The sequence below is a fragment of the Microbacterium plantarum genome, assembly GCF_035231185.1.
Classification (GTDB): Bacteria; Actinomycetota; Actinomycetes; order Actinomycetales; family Microbacteriaceae; genus Microbacterium; species Microbacterium plantarum.
In genome coordinates, this window is the sequence record NZ_CP141117.1 from 148,445 (window position 1) to 166,759 (window position 18,315).

General features: G+C 70.6%; 20 protein-coding genes. 7 read left to right on the forward strand and 13 right to left on the reverse strand.

Annotated features, from left to right (window positions below):
* Window position 1: 1 nt before the first annotated feature.
* A complete protein-coding gene (gene kdpF, locus VC184_RS00755; protein WP_064955215.1) occupies window positions 2–88 on the reverse strand; it encodes a K(+)-transporting ATPase subunit F in 87 nt (28 codons plus the stop codon).
* 346 nt (window positions 89–434) lie between these two features.
* A complete protein-coding gene (locus VC184_RS00760; protein ID WP_023953215.1) occupies window positions 435–650 on the reverse strand; it encodes a hypothetical protein in 216 nt (71 codons plus the stop codon).
* A 126-nt stretch (window positions 651–776) separates the two neighbouring features.
* On the opposite strand from VC184_RS00760, the gene VC184_RS00765 reads away from it, so the two are divergent.
* From VC184_RS00765 to VC184_RS00785, 5 genes are all read left to right on the forward strand, one after another.
* The gene (locus VC184_RS00765) at window positions 777–1,166 is read left to right on the forward strand and encodes a hypothetical protein (RefSeq protein WP_323986990.1); all 390 of its coding nucleotides are present in this window, start codon (window positions 777–779) and stop codon (window positions 1,164–1,166) included.
* Between the two features lie 9 nt (window positions 1,167–1,175).
* Window positions 1,176–1,511: a TraR/DksA family transcriptional regulator gene (locus VC184_RS00770; protein WP_323986992.1), complete on the forward strand. Its 336-nt coding sequence runs from the start codon at window positions 1,176–1,178 to the stop codon at window positions 1,509–1,511.
* Between the two features lie 164 nt (window positions 1,512–1,675).
* Window positions 1,676–2,041 carry an ArsR/SmtB family transcription factor gene (locus tag VC184_RS00775; protein ID WP_112615751.1) on the forward strand — a complete coding sequence of 122 codons (366 nt, stop codon included), beginning with the start codon at window positions 1,676–1,678 and terminating at the stop codon, window positions 2,039–2,041.
* A gap of 88 nt (window positions 2,042–2,129) precedes the next feature.
* A complete protein-coding gene (locus VC184_RS00780; protein WP_323986994.1) occupies window positions 2,130–3,107 on the forward strand; it encodes an SRPBCC family protein in 978 nt (325 codons plus the stop codon).
* 4 nt (window positions 3,108–3,111) lie between these two features.
* Window positions 3,112–4,146: a DUF1266 domain-containing protein gene (locus tag VC184_RS00785; RefSeq protein ID WP_240309781.1), complete on the forward strand. Its 1,035-nt coding sequence runs from the start codon at window positions 3,112–3,114 to the stop codon at window positions 4,144–4,146.
* 59 nt (window positions 4,147–4,205) lie between these two features.
* Here VC184_RS00785 and sufU read toward each other — a convergent pair whose 3' ends face one another.
* The 8 genes from sufU to VC184_RS00825 form a co-directional block, all read right to left on the reverse strand.
* Complete coding sequence (gene sufU, locus VC184_RS00790) at window positions 4,206–4,664, reverse strand: Fe-S cluster assembly sulfur transfer protein SufU (RefSeq protein WP_323986997.1); 459 nt, start codon at window positions 4,662–4,664, stop codon at window positions 4,206–4,208.
* Window positions 4,661–5,989, reverse strand: coding sequence for a SufS family cysteine desulfurase (locus VC184_RS00795; RefSeq protein WP_323986998.1), 1,329 nt, complete (start codon window positions 5,987–5,989; stop codon window positions 4,661–4,663). The genes sufU and VC184_RS00795 overlap by 4 nt, the downstream gene beginning before the upstream one ends.
* 186 nt (window positions 5,990–6,175) lie before the next feature.
* Window positions 6,176–8,266, reverse strand: a complete 2,091-nt coding sequence (locus VC184_RS00800) for an APC family permease (RefSeq protein ID WP_323986999.1) — start codon at window positions 8,264–8,266, stop codon at window positions 6,176–6,178.
* Between the two features lie 82 nt (window positions 8,267–8,348).
* The gene (locus VC184_RS00805; RefSeq protein WP_323987000.1) at window positions 8,349–9,110 is read right to left on the reverse strand and encodes a hypothetical protein; all 762 of its coding nucleotides are present in this window, start codon (window positions 9,108–9,110) and stop codon (window positions 8,349–8,351) included.
* Window positions 9,111–9,280: 170 nt separating this feature from the next.
* Window positions 9,281–10,240 (reverse strand): hypothetical protein, encoded by a 960-nt coding sequence (locus VC184_RS00810; protein WP_274178097.1) that lies wholly within the window; start codon window positions 10,238–10,240, stop codon window positions 9,281–9,283.
* Entirely contained in the window at window positions 10,237–11,451 is a 1,215-nt protein-coding gene (locus tag VC184_RS00815) for an amidohydrolase (protein WP_323987001.1), read from the reverse strand. Before VC184_RS00815 ends, VC184_RS00810 begins: the two co-directional genes overlap by 4 nt.
* A gap of 55 nt (window positions 11,452–11,506) precedes the next feature.
* The gene (locus tag VC184_RS00820) at window positions 11,507–12,511 is read right to left on the reverse strand and encodes a LacI family DNA-binding transcriptional regulator (RefSeq protein WP_323987002.1); all 1,005 of its coding nucleotides are present in this window, start codon (window positions 12,509–12,511) and stop codon (window positions 11,507–11,509) included.
* A 15-nt stretch (window positions 12,512–12,526) separates the two neighbouring features.
* Window positions 12,527–14,242, reverse strand: a complete 1,716-nt coding sequence (locus VC184_RS00825; RefSeq protein WP_114588919.1) for a glycoside hydrolase family 13 protein — start codon at window positions 14,240–14,242, stop codon at window positions 12,527–12,529.
* Between the two features lie 78 nt (window positions 14,243–14,320).
* Here VC184_RS00825 and VC184_RS00830 point away from each other — a divergent pair, with 78 nt between their 5' ends.
* A complete protein-coding gene (locus VC184_RS00830) occupies window positions 14,321–14,839 on the forward strand; it encodes an adenine phosphoribosyltransferase (protein ID WP_112615769.1) in 519 nt (172 codons plus the stop codon).
* Between the two features lie 29 nt (window positions 14,840–14,868).
* Here VC184_RS00830 and VC184_RS00835 read toward each other — a convergent pair whose 3' ends face one another.
* Genes VC184_RS00835 through purS form a run of 3 tightly spaced genes read right to left on the reverse strand, consistent with a single transcriptional unit; the run spans window position 14,869 to window position 16,769 of the window.
* Window positions 14,869–15,798, reverse strand: coding sequence for a 2-hydroxyacid dehydrogenase (locus VC184_RS00835; RefSeq protein WP_274178100.1), 930 nt, complete (start codon window positions 15,796–15,798; stop codon window positions 14,869–14,871).
* A gap of 24 nt (window positions 15,799–15,822) precedes the next feature.
* Window positions 15,823–16,527: a phosphoribosylformylglycinamidine synthase subunit PurQ gene (purQ, locus tag VC184_RS00840; RefSeq protein ID WP_274178101.1), complete on the reverse strand. Its 705-nt coding sequence runs from the start codon at window positions 16,525–16,527 to the stop codon at window positions 15,823–15,825.
* Complete coding sequence (purS, locus tag VC184_RS00845) at window positions 16,524–16,769, reverse strand: phosphoribosylformylglycinamidine synthase subunit PurS (RefSeq protein WP_023953132.1); 246 nt, start codon at window positions 16,767–16,769, stop codon at window positions 16,524–16,526. Before purS ends, purQ begins: the two co-directional genes overlap by 4 nt.
* Before the next feature lie 233 nt (window positions 16,770–17,002).
* On the opposite strand from purS, the gene VC184_RS00850 reads away from it, so the two are divergent.
* Window positions 17,003–18,265, forward strand: a complete 1,263-nt coding sequence (locus tag VC184_RS00850) for an ABC transporter substrate-binding protein (RefSeq protein WP_282501830.1) — start codon at window positions 17,003–17,005, stop codon at window positions 18,263–18,265.
* Window positions 18,266–18,315 lie beyond the last annotated feature (50 nt).

Below are 18,315 nucleotides of genomic sequence, written 5' to 3' on the forward strand. Positions count from 1 at the left end.
GTCAGAACCGTTCGGGCCGCACGAGGGCGACGACGAGGTAGACGATGGCGGCGACGGCCAGCACCGCCGCGAGGAGCGAGAAGACCATCACAGCTTCTCGACCCCCCGGGCGATGAGGCCGGCGACGGCGAAGAGCGCGAGGATCGCCGCGAGATAGATGAGGTCGAGCACGAGATCCGATGCAACACCCCGCCCGATGCCGCGCCCGCTGTCCTCACGGAATCCATACGGCCCCGCGCCCGCTCCTCACGCCGCCCTCACGGTTCTGGTGCCGGTTCGGCGCCGGCTCGGCGCCGGCTCGGCGCCCGGTGGCGATACATCCGTCGGACGGCCGGTGCTGGTGTCGCCTCCGACGTGCGCCAACACGACACCAGCACCACCGGTCCTGCAGATGTATCGCAAGCCCGGGCCTCCCGGCCGGATCAGGGGCGGGGTCAGGGCGCGAGGGGCGAGGACTCGTCGTCGATGACCCCGATGCCGACGGCGTGGTGGCTCGGCTCCTCGTCCTTCTGCTCCGGAGCCTTGGGCTCTTCGCCCGGCTCCTTCGCGACGCTGGGCTCTTCGAGCTCCTCCGTCGAGGGGTTCTCGTCGGGGGCGTGCTGGGCACCCTCGTCGGCGTGCTCGGCCTCGTTGTCGTGGTGATCGGTCATGTCGTTCTCCCTTCCACTCCCAGCGTGCGCCGATCCGGCCGACCATGTCACCGGCTTGACGTAGCGACTCGTGTGGCCGAAGGGGCCGGGCCCGTACCGCGCGGGGCCCATCGGTAGGGTTCCCGCATGACGTCCCGGACGGGCACCCGCGCGCTGAAACTGTTGTTCGCCTTCGTGGCTGCGGTGCTGTGGGCTGGAGCCCTGCTGGCAGCGATGCCCCCCGGCATCAATGACGGGCCGAGCGGCGCCTGCGCGCACGCTGCGGGCAACCGTCTCGTGTTCGACTCATCCGTGGTGCCCGAATCCGTCGCGGCCCAGGGCGCCTGGCAACTCTTTCCCCTCGGCGTCGGATGCCGCTACACGGCCCCCACGGGAGAGTCGGTGTTCGTCGGGCCGAGTTTCGGGCCGTCGATCATCGCCCTCCATGCGCTCGCCGTCACCGTCTTCCTGGCCGGTCTCGTCGTGAGAGACAGGGGGCGCGAGCCGCGTCGCCACGACGACCTCCTGCGGGCGTAGGGTCGCGGGATGGACCCGGAAGCGCGACTGCACGAGCGTAAGCGTGAGCTCACCGTGCAGCTCGACCGGCTGGATGCCGACGACGACAGCCTTCGTCATGATCGCGCCGACGCCACCGCCGACGACGAGCACGACCCCGAGGGGTCGACGCTGTCGGGGGAGTGGCAGCGGGTTGAGGCTCTACGTCGAGCCGCGCGGGCAGAGCTCGCCGAGGTCGAGGCCTCCCTCGCCCGCGTCGCCGCAGACGCCTACGGTGTGTGCGCGAGCTGCGGCCGCGACATCCCGGTCGAGCGCCTCGAGGTCCGCCCCCACGCGACGATGTGCGTCGCCTGCGCTTCGCGCTAGCCGCGCCCGTAGCTGTTCACGCCGCCCGCATCCGGCCGAATCTCGGAGAATCGCGCGAGATTCGGGCGGATGCGGCATCCCGGTCCGAGTTTCGCGCCGATCTCCGAAATTCGTTCCGCCGCGGGTGTTGACACCCGCCACCCCGAGCCCTAACGTACAACCAAATGGTTGCACGAAACGATCCCCGGGCGAGTGAGCGGAGCGAGCTGAGCGATGACGACATCGACCGTCTCTTCCACGCGCTCGCTACGGCGACGCGTCGCGACATCCTCCGCCGCACGATCGAGCACGAGCAGTCGGTGTCGGCGCTCGCGGCCGACTACGACATGTCGTTCGCCGCGGTGCAGAAGCACGTCGGCGTCCTCGAGACGGCCGGCCTCATCGTCAAGCGGGCGGAGGGGCGCGAGCGCCTCGTCCGCGCCGACCCCGCCATGATCGCCCGCGCGCGGGCCCTGCTCGCCCGCTACGAAGACCTCTGGCGTGCCCGCGTCGATCGCCTCGACGCCCTGCTCGCCGAGCCCGAAGACTGACCCCCGCAGACCCGCAGACCCGCAGACCCGCAGACCCGCAAGCCCGCACACCCACCCCACGCGCACCATCCGTTCGAAGGAGAATTCGATGCCCGTCACCGACATCACCACCGATGCCGAGAACCTCACGATGACGCTCGTGGCGGATGTCGCCGCGCCCGTCGACCGCCTCTGGCGCGCGTTCACGCAGCCCGCGCAGCTCGAGCGCTTCTGGGGCCCTCCCGGCTGGCCCGCGACCTTCACGCGGTTCGACTTCACCCCGGGCGGACGCGCGCAGTACGCCATGTCGAGCCCGCAGGGCGAGAAGTCGCGCGGAACCTGGGAGTTCATCACGATCGAGGAGGGCCGCAGCTTCGAGGTGCTCGACGCGTTCGCCGACGAGAACGGCGAGCCGATGGAGCAGTTCCCGGCGATGCGCATGCTGTTCTCGTTCGAGACGACCGAGACCGGCTCGCGCCTGACGAACGTCACCTACTTCACGTCCGCTGAGGGGCTCGAGCAGGTCATCGCGATGGGCGCCATCGAGGGCTCGCGCCTCGCCATGGGCCAGCTCGACGCGGTCGTGCAGGACCTCCGCGCCTACGCGCAGGGGCAGGGCACGCACGTCGAACTGCTCGACGACACGCATGTGCGTATCACTCGGTTCATCGACGGTCCGCGTGAGCTCGTCTGGCGCGCGCACCATGAGACCGAGCTGCTGAAGAAGTGGATGCTGGGTCCGGACGGCTGGTCGATGACGGTCGCCGAGCCCGCCACCGAGGTGGGCGGGACGTTCCGGTACGCGTGGGAGCAGGAGGGCGCCCCCGAGACGGCGTTCGGGTTCGAGGGCGAGCTGCTGCAGCTCGACGCGCCGCGCCGCGAGGTCACGACCGAGCGGATGTCGGGAGTCGAGGGGCCCGGCACGGTCAACGACCTCCAGCTCTACGAAGAGGACGGCGCCACCCTGCTCACGCTCCTCATCGAGTATCCCGACAAGGAGACGCGCGACACGGTCCTCGCTACCGGCATGGCCGACGGCATGGAAGACTCCTACGCCCGCCTCGAGGCGGAGGTGCTGTCAAAATGATGGGGTGACGGAACCCGTGATCGCCCTCCAGAACCATCCCGGCGACGTGGAGTTCCCCGTCCGCCCTCGGCGGCGGTACACACGGATGCTGGACGCTCGGCGCAAGGCCGACCCCAAGGCCATGCGCAAGCGGGCGCTCCCCGTGACGGCGATCGCGGTGCCGATCGGCATCCTGGGCTTCGTGCTGTCGTACGTGTGGGTGGGCAGCGAGGATTTCGGGAACAACCTGTTCGGTCTCTTCCTCGGGATGTGCGCGGGCCTGCTCGTCGCGTCGATCGTCCTCGCTGTGCGCGACGCCCGCGCTCCGCGCAACGCGCAGCGGCAGTACCTCGCGCTCGCGGCGCGGAGTCCGCTCACGCCGCGGCAGCAGCAGATCCTGGCGCTCGACGCCGCGAGCGACTTCGCGATGCGCGGGTGGAACTCCTCGCTCGCATTCACGCCGACGTTCGCCGAGTTGCCGCAGGACCTGCGCGCCAAGCACCGTGACGGCGCCGACGGATCACCCTGGTTCGCGATGCCGTTGCCGGGCATGCAGCAGCTCCGCGCTGCGCTCGACGAGCAGTTCAAGATCGTCTCGCGCTCCGACGCCGAGCTTCTCGTCGCGGACACGCTCGCCCGCGGCGTGCTCTCGACGCGGTTCGCGGAGGTCGCGCAGAGCGATGCGGCAGAGCACATGATGTCGCGCATCGCGGCCCTCACCGACCTGCCGGTCTTCGACATCCACGACCTCGCGCGTGGCGATGAGGAGCGTCCGCCCCGGCTGCTGCTGGCCGCCGACATCGAGCGCGCGATCGGCGGCGTCCGCTACGCCTACGTCGCGGGGTACCTGACCGCCGACGAGGCGTGGGCGCTGCTCGAGCCGTTGGCGACGCGCGCGTTCACCACGTACCAGGGTCGCGACGAGTACTGGCGCGAGGTCGTCATCGCGACGGCGTTCCGCACGGATTCGCTCGAGTCGGTGCAGCGCCAGCGCGAGACGCTCGCGGAACTGCAGCGATCGGACTGGCCCGCGGCATCCGTCGCCTGGCCCTCGGCCTGACCGGCGCTCGGCCCTCGGCCTGAACCGACCTCTGCGGCCGATCCGCGGTGAGCCGGGGCTCAGGCCCGGCCGAGGCCGTCTTCGAGGGCGACCCAGGCGAGCATCGCACACTTGACGCGCGCCGAGAACTTCGAGACGCCCGACAGCGCCGCGGCATCGCCGAACGTCTCCTCGTCCAGGGGGATGCTGCCGCGCGAGCGCAGCGCCTCGCGGAAGCGTTCGATGAGGGCGGCCGCGTCGGCCCGCGTCATCCCGTCGCCCTCGACCTCTTCGTCGACCAGCGAGGCGAGCATCGAGGCCGAGGCCTGCGAGATCGAGCAGCCCGTGCCCTCCCACGACACCTCGGTGATGCGGTCGCCGTCGACGGCGACGCGCAGCGTGATCTCGTCGCCGCAGACGGGGTTCTTCTGGTGCGAGTCGGCGTGCGCCGCATCGCCGACGTCGTGGAGGGGGTTGCCGACCGGGTGCTTCGAGTGGTCGAGGATGAGCTCCTGGTACAGGGAGTCGAGCCCGGTCATGCGTGCGCCCCTTCGGCCTGATCGCTGACGCCGAAGAAGCCGCGGATGCCGCGCACCGCGTCGAGGAACAGGTCGACGTCGTCCTCGGTGTTGTACAGCGCCGTCGAGGCGCGGACGGATGCCGTCATCGCGAACTGCCGGTGCAGTGGCGCGGCGCAGTGGTGGCCGACCCGCACCGCGATGCCCTGAGCATCGAGGAACTGGCCCGCGTCGTGCGCGTGCACGCCGGCGACGTCGAACGACCACAGGCCGACGCGCTCCGCGCCCGGGGCGTCGCCCAGCAGACGGACGCCGGGGATCTCGCGGAGGCCCGCGCCCATGCGCTCGGCCAGGGCGACCTCGTGCGCGTGGATGTTCTCGGGTCCGACGTCCTGCAGGTAGCGCACCGCCGCGGCGAGACCGATCGCGGGTCCGACCGCCTGCGTTCCGGCCTCGAACTTCTGGGGAGCCGGTAAGTACTCGGCGTGGTCGAGCGTCACGGTGGTGATCATCGATCCGCCGGTGAGGAACGGCGGCAGCGCGTCGAGCACCTCGGCGCGGCCGTACAGTCCGCCGATCGCGTAGGGGCCGAGCATCTTGTGACCGCTGAAGACAGCGAGGTCGACGCCGAGCGCCGGCAGGTCGAGCGGCAGGTGCGGGGCCGACTGGCACGCGTCGAGCACGGTCGTAGCGCCGACCGCCTGCGCGAGGGCGACGATCTCGGCGACCGGGTTGACGATGCCGAGCACGTTCGAGACGTGGGTGAAGGCGACGATCCGGGTGCGTTCACCGATGATGGATGCCGCGGCATCCAGGTCGAGCGTGCCATCTGCCCGTGCGGGGATGTGGCGGAGCACTGCGCCGGTGCGGGCGGCGAGCTCCTGCCACGGGATGAGGTTGGCGTGGTGCTCGATCGCCGTCGTGACGATCTCGTCACCGGGTGCCAGCGCGTACGGTGCGGATGCGGGCGCGCCGCGGCCGAGCGTGGCGTTGCCGATCGCGTAGGCGACGAGGTTCAGGCCCGCTGTCGCGCCGCTGGTCCAGACGAGCTGCTCGGGCTGCGCGCCGACGAAACCGGCGACGGCGGCGCGGGCATCCTCGAAGAGATCAGTCGCCTCGGCCGCAAGGGTGTGGGCACCGCGGTGGACGGCGGAGTTGGCGTGCGTGAGAAAGTCGCGTTCGGCGTCGAGGACCGCCGTGGGCTTCTGGCTCGTCGCGGCGGAGTCGAGGTAGACCAGCCGGTGCCCGTTGACCTCTTCCGAGAGGATCGGGAAGTCGGCGCGCAACGACACCGCGTCGAGCGGACTGACGCGCGGTGAAGCGGCGGGAACGACGGGAGAGCTCACCCCTCTAGGCTACGCCCGCGCGCCGGCCCGGGCTCGGGTCGCTCGGGGCGGCGGCGCGTGCTCGGAGCGGTTCGGGGCCGCGGATCCGAGCTTCCGCCTCCGTCAGCCTGCCGTAACTCCTCAAACCCGTGCCATCGAGGGCCGGACCGGCCTGCTGGCGGCGGTGCTGCGCCCGCGCTTGAGGAGTTACTGCGCGCGTTCGCGCGAGACCGCCTCGCCGGGCTCGGGCGAATCGGTGTGGGCCACCAGGCCGTAGGTCGCGGAGGCCCGGCCGGCCCGGTCGTCGCCGGGCATCGGGCGGGAGCGTCGGCCGTAGACGATCTCGGAGGAATCGAGCAGCCACGGCACGAGGGTGATCTGCACGCCGTGCACCATCATCAGCTGCTGAGCGATGCGGCGGGCGCGTCGGTTGTGCAGGAAGGTCTCCCACCAGTGGCCCACGATGTACTGCGGCAGGTACACCGTGACGACGGATGAGCCGTGCTTCTCGCGGTACTTGCGGATGAACGCCGCGAGGGGAGCCGCATATTGGCGGTAGGGCGACTCGATGATCACGAGCGGCACCGGCATCCGGTGCACCTCCCAGTCGGTCTGCACATCCTGCGCCGACTCCTTCGACACCGCCACGTGCACGGCGATGGTCTTGTCGTGCTTCGCCGAGAGGGCGTAGTCGACGGCCTTCGCGACGGGCTTCTGCAGGCGGTTCACGAGGACGAGGGCGACGTCGCCCGTCGAGCCGTAGTGCACGTCGTCATCCATCGCGATCTCGTGCTCGACGTCGCGGTAGTAGCGGCTCACCCCGACCATGAGGAACGCCAGGATCGGGATCGCGATGAACACGAGCCAGGCGCCGTGGGTGAACTTCGTCACGGTGACGATGACGAGCACCGCGACGGTGAAGGTCGCCCCGATCCCGTTGATGATCAGTCCGCGGCGGGCCTCCGCGCGGTCGGCGGCGGCGGTCGGATGCAGCAGCCGCAACTCACGCCGCCAGTGCTTGACCATCCCGACCTGACCGAGCGAGAACGACACGAACACGCCGATGATGTACAGCTGGATGAGGGTGGTCAGGTCGGCTTGGAACACGACGAGCACGAGGATCGCGGCGAGCCCCAGGATGATCATGCCGTTGGAGAAGACGAGCCGGTCACCGCGGGTGTTCAGCGACTTCGGCGCGTAGCCGTCGCGGGCGAGCACGGCGCCCAGCAGCGGGAACCCGTTGAACGCCGTGTTCGCGGCGAGCAGCAGCACGCAGGCGGTCGCGGCCTGGATGATGAAGAACGGGATCGACCCCATGCCGAACGTCGCGGCGGCGATCTGCGCCATGAGGCTCGGCTGCGGCTGGTTGACGCAGTCGAAGCCGACGAGGGCGCAGGGGTCCTCGGCGTAGTGGACGCCCGCGATGAGTCCGAGAGCCGTCAGGCCCGAGAACAGCAGGATGGCGATCGTGCCCATCATGACGAGGGTCTTCTGCGCGTTCGCGATCTTCGGGGCGCGGAAGGCCGGCACACCGTTCGAGACCGCCTCGACTCCGGTCAGGGCCGAGCAGCCGCTCGAGAACGCGCGCAGGATCAGCAGGATGAGCGCGACCTGGCTGAGGCTCTCGGCCTCCATCGCGAACTGCGCGCTCGAGGCGACGGGGGCGTCGCCGAGCAGCGTGCGGATGAGCCCGGTCGCCACCATGACGCCGACCGAGCCGATGAAGATGTAGGTCGGCACCGCGAATGCCGACGAGGCCTCGCGCACCCCGCGGAGGTTGACGATGATGATGAGGACGACGAACCCGACCGCCAGCTCGACCCGCCAGGGGGCGAGGCCGGGCAACGCCGAGATGATGTTGTCGACGCCGGATGCCACCGACACGGCCACCGTGAGGATGTAGTCGACGAGCAGCGCCGCGGCCACGACGACCCCGGCCTTCTCGCCCAGGTTGGTGCGCGCGACCTCGTAGTCGCCGCCGCCCGAGGGATAGGCCTTGATCAGCTGTCGGTAGCTCAGCACGACGACGATGAGCAGGGCCACCACCGCCAGCGCGACCCACGGGCTGAAGGCGAGCATCGCCGTGCCGCCGATCGCGAGGATCATCAGCAGTTCCTGCGGCGCGTACGCGACCGACGACAGGGCGTCGGAGGCGAAGATCGGCAGGGCCCGGCGCTTGGGGAGGAGCTGGTCGTCGAGCTTCTCGGAATCGAGCGGGTCGCCGATGAGGATGCGCTTCGCGATCGGCGTGGTTTCCTCGCCCGGTTCGCGACTGTCAGTGGTCACGGCGGGCGACATTACGCCTGGCGCGGCATCCTGCGCAATCTCGCCGCGCCGAGCGTCACCGGAGCGTTGACGAACCGTGGTTTCTGCGTTCGGTTCAGAGCCCGCTGTAGGGGCGGTACAGGATGTCGGTGACGCCGAGGCCTTCGGTCGCGTCCGCGAAGACGCTGTACGACAGGTCTCGCACCGGACCGTCGGGAGAGAGGAAATCAGTTCGGTCGATGTCGAAGACAAAGCGCAGTTCGCCGTCGCCGGGCATCGCCCATTCGTCGTCGGGACCGTTCGAGCGCACCGCATCCGCGGCCGAGCCGATGGTGAGCGCGAATTCGGGTGTGATGGGCACTTCCTGCACCTCGTTCGCCCCGATGCTGACCCACGTCGGGATGCCGTACTCGTCCCGCGGCTTGTTGCCGTCGACGAAGATCATGTCGTACAGCGCGAAGCCGGCCCAGTCGTAGATCGTGTAGTCGGGGAAGTGGGTGCCGTCTCCGGTCTGGACGCCGAGCTCGGGCTCCGTTCCGAACGCCTCGGTCAGTGCGGCGACGGCCGGCCCGACCTCATCGCGCCAGCGGAACTCGAGCAGCGTCGATCCGTCATCGGCGACGATCGTGAAACCGGTCGCGGCCATGACCACCTCGGCTGCGACGGGTGCGGCATCCACCGGCGTGGGCGTCGGGGTGGGCGTGGGTGTCGTCGTCACCCCCGGGGCCGCGCTCGTCGGAGCCGGCGACGACGGTGTCGCCGTGGGCGCGGCGCCGCGCTGCGTGAGCAGGAACACGACCACCGCCGCCACGACCAGCAGCACCCCCGCCACGATCGAGAGCACGATGAGGGGCCGCCGCGATGCCGCTGTGGTCATACCGCCATCCTGGCAGGGGAGTCACCGCCGGCGGCATCCCGGATCGGTACGCGGATGCAACGAATCCATCACGGCGCGCCGGCGACGGATGCCGCAGCGCGGCGTGTCGTGCCGAACCCTTGCATCCCGGCACCGCCGGCGCGGCACGCGGACCTGGGCGTGGACCCAGGTCAGCGGCCGGCGCGGAAGGTGTACGTGACGGTGACCTTGCTGCCCTCGACCGTGACAGCGGCACCGAAGCGGCGCTGACCGTCCTGGTAGAAGGTGTTGCGGTCCGAGCCGAACACGAACGACCCGCCCTGACCGGAGTCGGGACCGAGCGCGGCGACCTCGTCGGCCGACATGTCGAGCTCGATGCCGAAGTCGTCGGTCACCGGAACGTCGACGTCGGAGTCGTACGAGATGAAGGTCGGCGCGGGCACCTCGGCGCGCGGACGGTTGCCCTCGCTCAAGAAGACGTCGTAGAGCCGGAACCCCTCCCAGGCGTAGATCTTGTACGCGTAGTTCTCGGCGTCGCCGTTCTGGAAGTCCTCGGTCGGGGCCGCGCCGAAGAGCTCGGTGAGCGCCGCCACGGCCGGATCCGCGTCATCCGCCCACGCGTGGGTGAACGTCGTCGATCCGCCGGCGTCGGTGATGGTGAACCCGTCCGCGGTCACCGCGACGCCCGCAGTCGCCGCCGGGGCGCTCGGGCTCTCCGACGGCTGCGGGGTGCCGGACGGCTGCGGGACCGACTGCGTCGCCGGAGCCGTCGGCACCGGGTCGGCCGCAGGCTCCTGCCGCTGCGACTGCTGCGTCAGGTAGATCGCGAACACCACGATGACCGCGACCACGAGCAGGCCGGCGATGCTCGACAGGATGACGAGCAGGCGGCGGTCGCCGCCACCCCCGTCGTCGACGTGCTCGACCGGACGCGGCGCGAGGGGCTCGTCGGGCCAGCCGGCCATGACTGGCGGCATACCCGACGCCTTCTCGCGCTTGGGGCCGGGCTCACGTGACGCGCGGGGCTTCTTCTCGCGCGGCTCGCGCGGCTGACGCGGCTCCCGCGGCGCCTTCTCGCGCTTCGCGCGCTCGGGCTTGGCCGGCGGCTCGTAGGGCTCGAAATCGGCGAACGGGTCGTTGGGGTCGCTCATGCGAGGAACTCCTTGGCTGCCACGACGAGGTTCTCGACACCGCGCTCGATCGTCGGATGCATGACCGGCGCGAAGAACGGGGAGTGGTTGGTGGGGATGTCGCGCTCGACGGTGCCTGCTGCGACGGCATCCGCGAACTTCTGCGGGTCGACGCCGCCCCAGAACCAGAACACGAGGGGAACGCCGGCCTCGCGCGCGAACCACGAGACGTCCTCGCTGCCGGTGAACATGCCGGGGTCGACGACGCTGCCCTCGCCGAAGGCGCGCTCGAATGCGGCGGTCAGACGGGCCGTCGCGGTGTGGTCGTTGATCGTCGGGGGCAGGGTGTGGTCGACGGTGATCGCGGGCTCGGTCTCGGCACCGGATGCCGCCGCTTCGGCGCGCACGATGCGTTCCACCTTTGCCATGACGCGCTCGCGCGCGGCGTCGTCGGGGTAGCGCAGGCTGAGCTCGAGCTTCGCCTCGGCGGGGATGATGTTGTTCTTCAGGCCGGCGTGGATCGAGCCGACCGTCACGACGGCGACGTCGCGCGGGTCGACCTCGCGCGAGACGACCGTCTGCAGGCGCATGACCGTCGCCGCCGCCATCACGACGGGATCGATGGTGGAGTGCGGGCGCGAGCCGTGGCCGCCGCGACCGTGCAGCACGACGCTGAGGCCGTCGGATGCCGCCATCTGGGTGCCCGGCCGCACGCCGATCACGCCGGCGGGCAGGGGCGTGACGTGCTGGCCCAGCACGATGTCGGGCTTCGGGAAGCGGTCGAGCACGCCGTCGGCGATCATCGCCTGCGAGCCCGCGCCGTACTCCTCAGCGGGCTGGAAGACGGCGACCACGGTTCCCGACCACTCGTGCTGCGTGGCGATGAGCTGCTCGAGGGCTCCGAGAAGCGCGGTGACGTGCATGTCGTGGCCGCAGGCGTGCATGACGGGCACGTCGTTGCCCGCGGGGTCGACGCCGCGCGCCGTCGAGGCGTACTCGAGGCCGGTCTGCTCGGGTACCGGGAGGCCGTCCATGTCGGCGCGGAGCCACACGACGGGACCGTCTCCGTTGCGGATCGCGGTCACGACACCGGTGCGGCCGATGCCCTCCTGGTACTCGAGACCGAGCTCGCTGAGCCGAGCCGCGATGACGGCGGCCGTCCGCGTCTCCTGGAACGACAGTTCCGGGTGCCGGTGCAGGTCGGTGTAGAGGGCGTCGAGGTCCAAGGCCATGCTCCGAGCCTACGGGAGGGCGCCTGCGCGCTGCCCGGGGGTCGCTGCGTCGGTTTCAGGCCGGCGGGGCCGTGCTCGACCGCTCGACGAGCGCGAAGTCGAGGTCGGCCGGGGGTTCGGACGCCACCCCGCGAAGCGCCGCGATCATCGCCGAGGCCACGCGCTCGCCCTGTCGGCCCGGGAACTGGTCGACCGTCGTGAGGCCGAAGAACTCGCCGAGGTCGTGGCCGTCGACCCCGATGATCGACACGTCCTCCGGAACGCGCAGCCCGAGCTCGCGCGCCGCCAGCATCGCCCCGATCGCCATCTCGTCCGAGGCCGCGAAGATCGCGGTGGGGCGGGTCTCGGCGTCGCGGAGCAACCGCGTCGCGGCATCATGCCCGCCGGCCATCGTGAAGTCCGCCGCCGCGAAGCGGTCTGTCTGCGGGGCGACGCCGGCCTCGGACAGGGCGGCCTCGAAGCCCCGGCGACGCTGTGTGGGGATGTGGAAGTCGCCCTCGAACTGCGGATGCAGGCCGATGTGGGCGATGTCGCGGTGCCCGAGGTCGAGCAGGTGCTCGGTCGCCGTCCGGGCCACCTCGATCTCGTCGACGGTGAGCGACCGCAGGCCCGCGAGCTGCCCGCCCATCGCGATGACCGGCAGGCCCAGGTCGCCGAGCTGCGCGATCTCGTCGCTTGCGAGTGCCATCGACACGACGATGACGCCGTCGACGCGCTGCCGTCGCAGCGAGGTCGCGAACACCCGGCGGCGTTCGTCGGCCTCGGCGGTGAGGGCGTACAGCGCGACGTCGTAGCCGTCGCGCTGCAGGGTCGCGGCGATGCCCGTGAGCACGCGCGAGAAGAACCAGCGGTCGAGGATCGGCACGAGTACGCCGATGTTGCGGGTGCGTCCGGACGCGAGGCTCGAGGCCGCCGACGAGACGACGTAGCCGAGATCGGATGCCGCCCGCAGCACGCGTTCGCGCGTCGTGGGCGACACCGGACCCCGGCCGCTCAGGGTGCGGGAGACGGTCGCCGTCGAGACCTCGGCGCGTCGCGCGACGTCGTCGATGCCGACCATCTCCCGCTCCTCTCGTCAACTCACGCGGATCCAGACCGCCGCGTCGACGGGCAGCTCGGCCACGTCACCGGCGCTCTCGGCGAGATCGGCGACGCTCGAGACCAGGATCTCACCGGCGGGCAGTGCGACCGCATCCGTGCCGGTGTTGGCGACGACGAGCACGTCGCCGTTGCGGAACGCCACGACGTCGTCACCCAGCTGCAGATCGACCCACTCGAGCGATCCGGCGCCGAGGTCGTGCCGGCGACGTGCGGCGAGCAGCTCGCGGTAGAGCGTCAGGGTCGAGGCGGGGTCGCCGTCCTGCACCGAACGCGCGAGGCCGTGCCACTCCTCGGGCTGCGGCAGCCACGAGGCCCCGGTCGGGCTGAACCCGTATCCGGGGGCGTCGGCCTCCCACGGGATCGGCACGCGGCATCCGTCGCGGCCGTAGCGCTCACCGTCGGTGCGGAACCAGGTCGGGTCCTGACGGGCGTCATCGGGCAGGTGCACGACCTCGGGCAGCCCGAGCTCCTCGCCCTGGTAGAGGTAGGCCGAGCCGGGCAGAGCGAGCATCAGGGTCGTCGCGGCGCGGGCGCGGGCCAGGCCCACGACGGCGTCCGGCTGACCGGGGGAGTCGGGGCCGAGACCGTGGCCCTGCGGGTTCTCCGCGGTCAGCGCCAGGCGTGAGGCGTGGCGGACGACGTCGTGGTTCGACAGCACCCAGGTCGCGGGCGCGCCGACCGCGGGGAAGGCGCGCAGCGACTCGGAGATCACCTCGGTGAGGTGGTCGGCGTCCCACTCGGTCTGCAGGTAGGGGAAGTTGAACGCCTGGTGCATCTCGTCCTGGCGCACCCACAGGGCGGTCTCGTCGACGGTGGGCAGCCACGCCTCGGCGCACAGGGCCCGGTCGCCCTCGTACTCGGCGAGGATGCGGTTCCAGCGGCGGTAGATGTCGTGCACGCCCTCCTGGCCCCAGTAGGGCACGTCGAGGCTGTCGCCGCCCATCGATCCAGCGTCCTCGGCCGGCACGAAGTCGGGCAGGCCGTCCGACTTGACCAGGCCGTGGGCGACGTCGACGCGGAATCCGTCGACGCCGCGGTCCAGCCAGAACCGCAGGATGCGCTCGAACTCGTCGCCCACCTCGGGGTTGGCCCAGTCGAAGTCGGGCTGCGTCGAGTCGAACAGGTGCAGGTACCACTGGCCCGGCGTGCCGTCGGGGTTCGTCGTGCGCGTCCAGGCGGGGCCGCCGAAGACCGACTCCCAATTGTTGGGCGCCTCGTCGCCGTTCTCGCCCTTGCCGTCGCGGAAGATGTAGCGCGCGCGCTCGGCGCTGCCCGGCTCCGCCGCGAGCGCTTCCTGGAACCAGGCGTGCTGATCGGACGAGTGGTTCGGGACGAGGTCGACGATGACCCGGATGCCGCGGGCGTGCGCCTCGTCGAGCATCGTGTCGAAGTCGGCGAGGGTGCCGAAGAGAGGGTCGACGTCGCAGTAGTCGGAGACGTCGTAGCCGGCATCCTTCTGCGGCGACCGGAAGAAGGGGCTCAGCCAGACGGCATCGACGCCGAGGTCGGCGAGGTCGCCCAGGCGCGAGGTGATGCCGGCGAGGTCGCCGATGCCGTCTCCCGAGGCGTCGGCGAACGAGCGGGGATAGATCTGATAGATGACGGCGGTGCGCCACCACTCGGCGCCGGGCCGGGAGATCCCGATCGGGGCGAGGGTGGATGCCGCCGTGTCCACGGAAGAGGAGGTCATGGCGCTCACTCTAGTGCAAGCGCTTGCAGTCGCGACCTCGCCGTCGGAGGAGCATCAAAACGGGCCTAGGGTGGTTCGGTGACTTCCGACCCCCTCGAGCACGCTGAGTCGCTCATCGCGCTCATCCCGGACTTCCCCGAACCGGGCATCCTCTTCCGCGACATCTCGCCGCTGCTCGCCGACGCGACCGCGCTGCGCACCGTCGTCGACGCGATCGTCGCGCCCTTCGCCCGTGAGTTCGACGTCGTCGCCGGCGTCGAGGCGCGCGGATTCCTCATCGCCGGCGCCGTCGCGGCGGCGAGCGGTGTCGGCATGGTGCCGATCCGCAAGGCGGGCAAGCTGCCGCGCCCGGCGGCATCCGTCTCGTACGACCTCGAGTACGGTCAGGCGACCATCGAGATGGCGGACGATCTGCCACGCGGTACGCGCGTGCTCCTCGTCGACGACGTGCTCGCGACCGGTGGCACGCTGCGCGCGGCCCAGCGCCTGCTCGAAGGCCTCGGGCACCGGACGGTCGGCACCGCCGTTCTCATGGAGCTCGTCGAGCTCGGCGGCCAGGACGTCTGCGGCCCGGTCCACACGATCTTCCGCGTCTGAACCGCCGGGCCCCATCAGGGCCCGGCGGCTCAGGGCTCGACGATGTTGAGCGGCTCCTCGCCGGCGGCGAGGCGCTCGATCTGCGTGCGGACGAGCTTCGCGATCCGCGGACGCATGGCGTCGGCCGCGCCGCCCACGTGCGGCACGACGAGCGCGCCCGGAGCACCCCAGAGCGGGTGGTCCTCGGGCAGCGGCTCGGGATCGACGACGTCGAGGGCGGCGCGCAGGCGCTCGGACTGCAGCTCGGACACGAGGGCGTCGGTGTCGAGCACCGTGCCGCGTCCGACGTTGACGACGAGCGCGCCGTCGGGCAGCAGCGCGAGCTCACGGGCGCCGATGAGGCCCTTCGTCGTCTCGCCACCGGGCAGCGTGATCATGAGGATGTCGGTGCGCGGCAGCAGCTCGTCGAGCTCGTCGATGCCGTGCACGTGGACGCCGTCCTCGTCCCGGGCTCGGGACGCGACCGGGACGATCGTCGTCTCGAACGGCAGCAACCGGGATGCCACGGCCTTGCCCACCCCGCCGTAGCCGAGGACGAGCACCGTGCGATCAGCGACGCTGCGGCTGAACTGCGGTGCCCAGCGCGCGGACTCCTGGTTGCGCACGTAGTCGGCGAGGTCGCGCTGCGCCGCGATCGCGAGGCCCACCGCGATCTCGGCGGTCGCCGTCTCGTGGACGCTCGACGCATTCGCCAGCTTCGTGCCCTCGGGAAGGTAACGCCCCATGCCCTCATAGCCGATCGACTGGCTCTGCAGCATCCCGACGCTGATGTTCTCGAGAGCCGAGAGGAGTCGCTTGCCCGACATGTACGGCGGAACGACCATGTCGAACGCGTCTCGGGGCGCGGGGGACCGCAGGTCCCACACCACGAGGTCGACCCCCTCGGGCACGGCGCCGATGTCGGCTGCCAGCTCGTCGGTGGGCACGCTGACGACGATGGGGCGGGGGGATTCGATCATGCCCCCACGCTACCGACCCGGTGCTCAGACGCGGGCGAGCACCGCCGCGACGGCCGACGTGAAGAACGTGAGCCCGTCGGTGCCCGAGCGCATCGCGTCGCTGGTGTTCGGGCCGAATCCGGGCTCGACGGCGTGCTCGGGGTGGGGCATGAGCCCGACTACGTTGCCGCGCTCATTCGTGAGACCGGCGATGTCGTCGAGCGAGCCGTTGGGGTTCACTCCGCGGTAGCGGAACGCCACGAGACCCTCGCCCTCGATCCGCTTCAGCGTCTCGGCCGAGCACGTGAAGCCACCGTCGGCGTTCTTCAGCGGGATGACGATCTCCTGGCCGTTCTCGAAGCCGCTCGTCCAGGCGGTGTCGGCGTTCTCGACGACGAGGCGCTGGTCGCGGCGGATGAACTGCTGGTGGGCGTTGCGGATCAGGCCGCCGGGCAGCAGATGCGCCTCGACGAGCATCTGGAAGCCGTTGCAGATGCCGAGGATCGGCATGCCCTTGTCTGCGGCATCCTTCACCTCGGCCATGATCGGCGCGAGCGCCGCGATCGCGCCGGCGCGGAGGTAGTCGCCGTAACTGAAGCCGCCGGGCAGCACGAGCGCGTCGACACCGTCGAGGTCGTGCGAGCCGTGCCACAGCGCGACGGGCTCGGCGCCCGCGAGACGGACGGCGCGCTGCGCATCGCGGTCGTCGAGCGAGCCCGGGAAGGTGATGACACCGATGCGCGCGGTCACTCCACGACCTCGATGTTCACGACGTCCTCGATGACCGAGTTCGAGAGGATCTCGTCGGCGATGCGGCGAGCGGTCTCGAGGGTCGCGTCGTCGGCGCGGTCGACGGTGAGCTCGAAGCGCTTGCCGATGCGGACGTCGGAGAAGCCGGCCACGCCGAGACGAGTGAGAGCTCCCGACACCGCCTTGCCCTGCGGATCCAGGAGCTCGGCCTTGGGCATGACGTCGACGACGATGGTGGGCATTGCTCGCTCCGGAGGTCGCGGGATGGGTGCGCGACCAGTCTACGGGTGGGAAGGCGCCGCTCGTCCGCCGCATCCGGCCGGTGTCGTGACCCGATCGTGACCATCCACTTCGGGAGCGCTCTCTTGAGTTCCTGGGAGCGCTCCCGTATGGTCATGGGCAATCGGTGAGAGCGCTCCCATAATCGGGTGCGAACCGCCGCGCACCAGATACCGCAATCACGAAGGAGTGACACGTGAATTCACGCGCACTGCGGCGGATCGGCCTCGTGGCCGGCGTCGCAACCACCTCGGCCATCGTCCTCGCCGGATGCTCGGGCGGAGGTGACCAGGCCGCATCCGGGGGCGACTCCGACACCGTCACGCTCGCGACGTTCAACGACTTCGGTTACACCGACGAACTGCTCGCCGAGTTCACCGAGGAGACCGGCATCAAGGTCGTACACACCAAGGCGGCGACCTCGAACGACGCCCGCACCAACTTCTTCCAGAAGCTTGGCAAGACCGGCCTCGCCGACGTCGAAGGCGTCGAGGTCGACTGGTTCCCCGAGATGATGCAGTACTCCGACCTCGTCGCCCCGGTGCCGGACGAGCTCGCCGGCCGTTGGCTCGACTGGAAGGAGAAGGCGGCGACCGACGCCGCGGGCAACCTCGTCGCGTACGGCACCGACGTCGGACCGCAGGCGATCTGCTACCGCGCCGACCTGTTCGAGGCAGCCGGCCTGCCCACCGACCGCGAAGAGGTCGCCAAGCTCTTCCCGACATGGGACGCGTTCTTCCAGGTCGGCAGTGACTACGTCGCCAAGACGGGTGAGCCCTTCATCGACTCGGCGAACTCCGTTTTGCAGGGCGTCGTGAACCAGCTCGACGTCGCCTACGAGGAGCCGGACGGCACGGTCATCGCGACCGAGAACCCCGACATCCGCGCGGCCTACGACACCGTCGTCGACAAGGCGATCCCGATCGCCGCCTACCCGGGACAGTGGTCCGACGACTGGTACGCGGCCATGGCGAGTGGCAAGTTCGCCGCGATGCTGTGCCCGCCGTGGATGCACGGCATCATCGAGGGCGAAGCCCCCGACATCGCCGGATGGGACATCGCCAACGCCTTCCCCGAGGGCGGCGGCAACTGGGGCGGTTCGTACCTCGTCGTCCCCGCCAACGGCAAGAACGTGACCAACGCGCAGAAGCTCGCCGACTGGCTGACGTCTCCCGAGACGCAGATCAAGGCCTTCAACAACGCCGGTACGTTCCCGAGCCAGCCCGAGGCGCAGTCGAGCCCCGACCTGACCGGGTTCGTCAACGAGTACTTCAACGACGCTCCTTCGGGTCAGATCGGCATCGACCGCGCCAACGCGATCACCGTCACGACCTTCAAGGGCCCGAAGTACTTCCAGTTCCACGACGCCCTCGGAAACGCCATCACGCGCGTCTTCGACGGCATCGAGGACAAGGAGACCTCCTGGAAGACCTGGGTGACCGAGGTCGGAGCCTTCTGACCCACCCTGTCGGGGCGCATCGGATCATCGGTGCGCCCCGGCGTCCCCCT